The 567-nt window shown below is 70.5% G+C and carries 1 protein-coding gene; it reads right to left on the bottom strand.

What is annotated here, in order from left to right:
• A partial coding sequence (locus ACFHPP_RS31335) for a hypothetical protein (RefSeq protein WP_437167128.1) occupies positions 1 to 567 on the bottom strand: 567 nt, incomplete at both ends.

Raw genomic sequence — 567 nt, forward strand, 5'->3', positions numbered from 1 at the left:
GTAGCTGTCCACCTCGTTGCCCGCCTCGTCGAAGATCTGGAAGGTGTTGGTCACCGTCGCATTCGCCGTCTCGCCGGGCGCGGAGGTGGAGACCACCAGCTCGATCAGGTCGGTCAGCGACAGCACCAGCGAGGCGCCGGTGCCGGTCAGTTCGAAGTTGATGGTCGAGGTGTTCTGGCCGCTCGCGGTGCCTGGCAGGTTGCCGGTGCCCTCCGCCACGTTGCTGACGCTGACGCCGCCGCCCTGCAGGGTGCCGGCGCCGATGCTGGCATCCGCGCGCATGCCGCCCGTGCCGAAGGCGCCCGGCCCGGCGGCGGTGAACACGTTCTCCCCGATCGAGCAGGCCGATCCGCCGGCGCAGGCCTTCTGGATGTCGAGCGCATTGCCGACAGTGCCGGTGCCGAGGAAGCCGGAGATCGGCAGGTTGGCCCAGACGGCGGAGTCGGAGGCCGAGACCGAGGCGGTGCCGAGCGGCTGGATCTGGCCCGTCGTGGTGCTGATGGTCAGGTTGGTGATCTGGTTGGACGCGTAGGCGTAGGGCGCCGCCTCCGCCGCGATCGGCACGGC

Source organism: Falsiroseomonas sp. E2-1-a20 (assembly GCF_051433195.1).
GTDB lineage: Bacteria > Pseudomonadota > Alphaproteobacteria > Acetobacterales > Acetobacteraceae > Falsiroseomonas.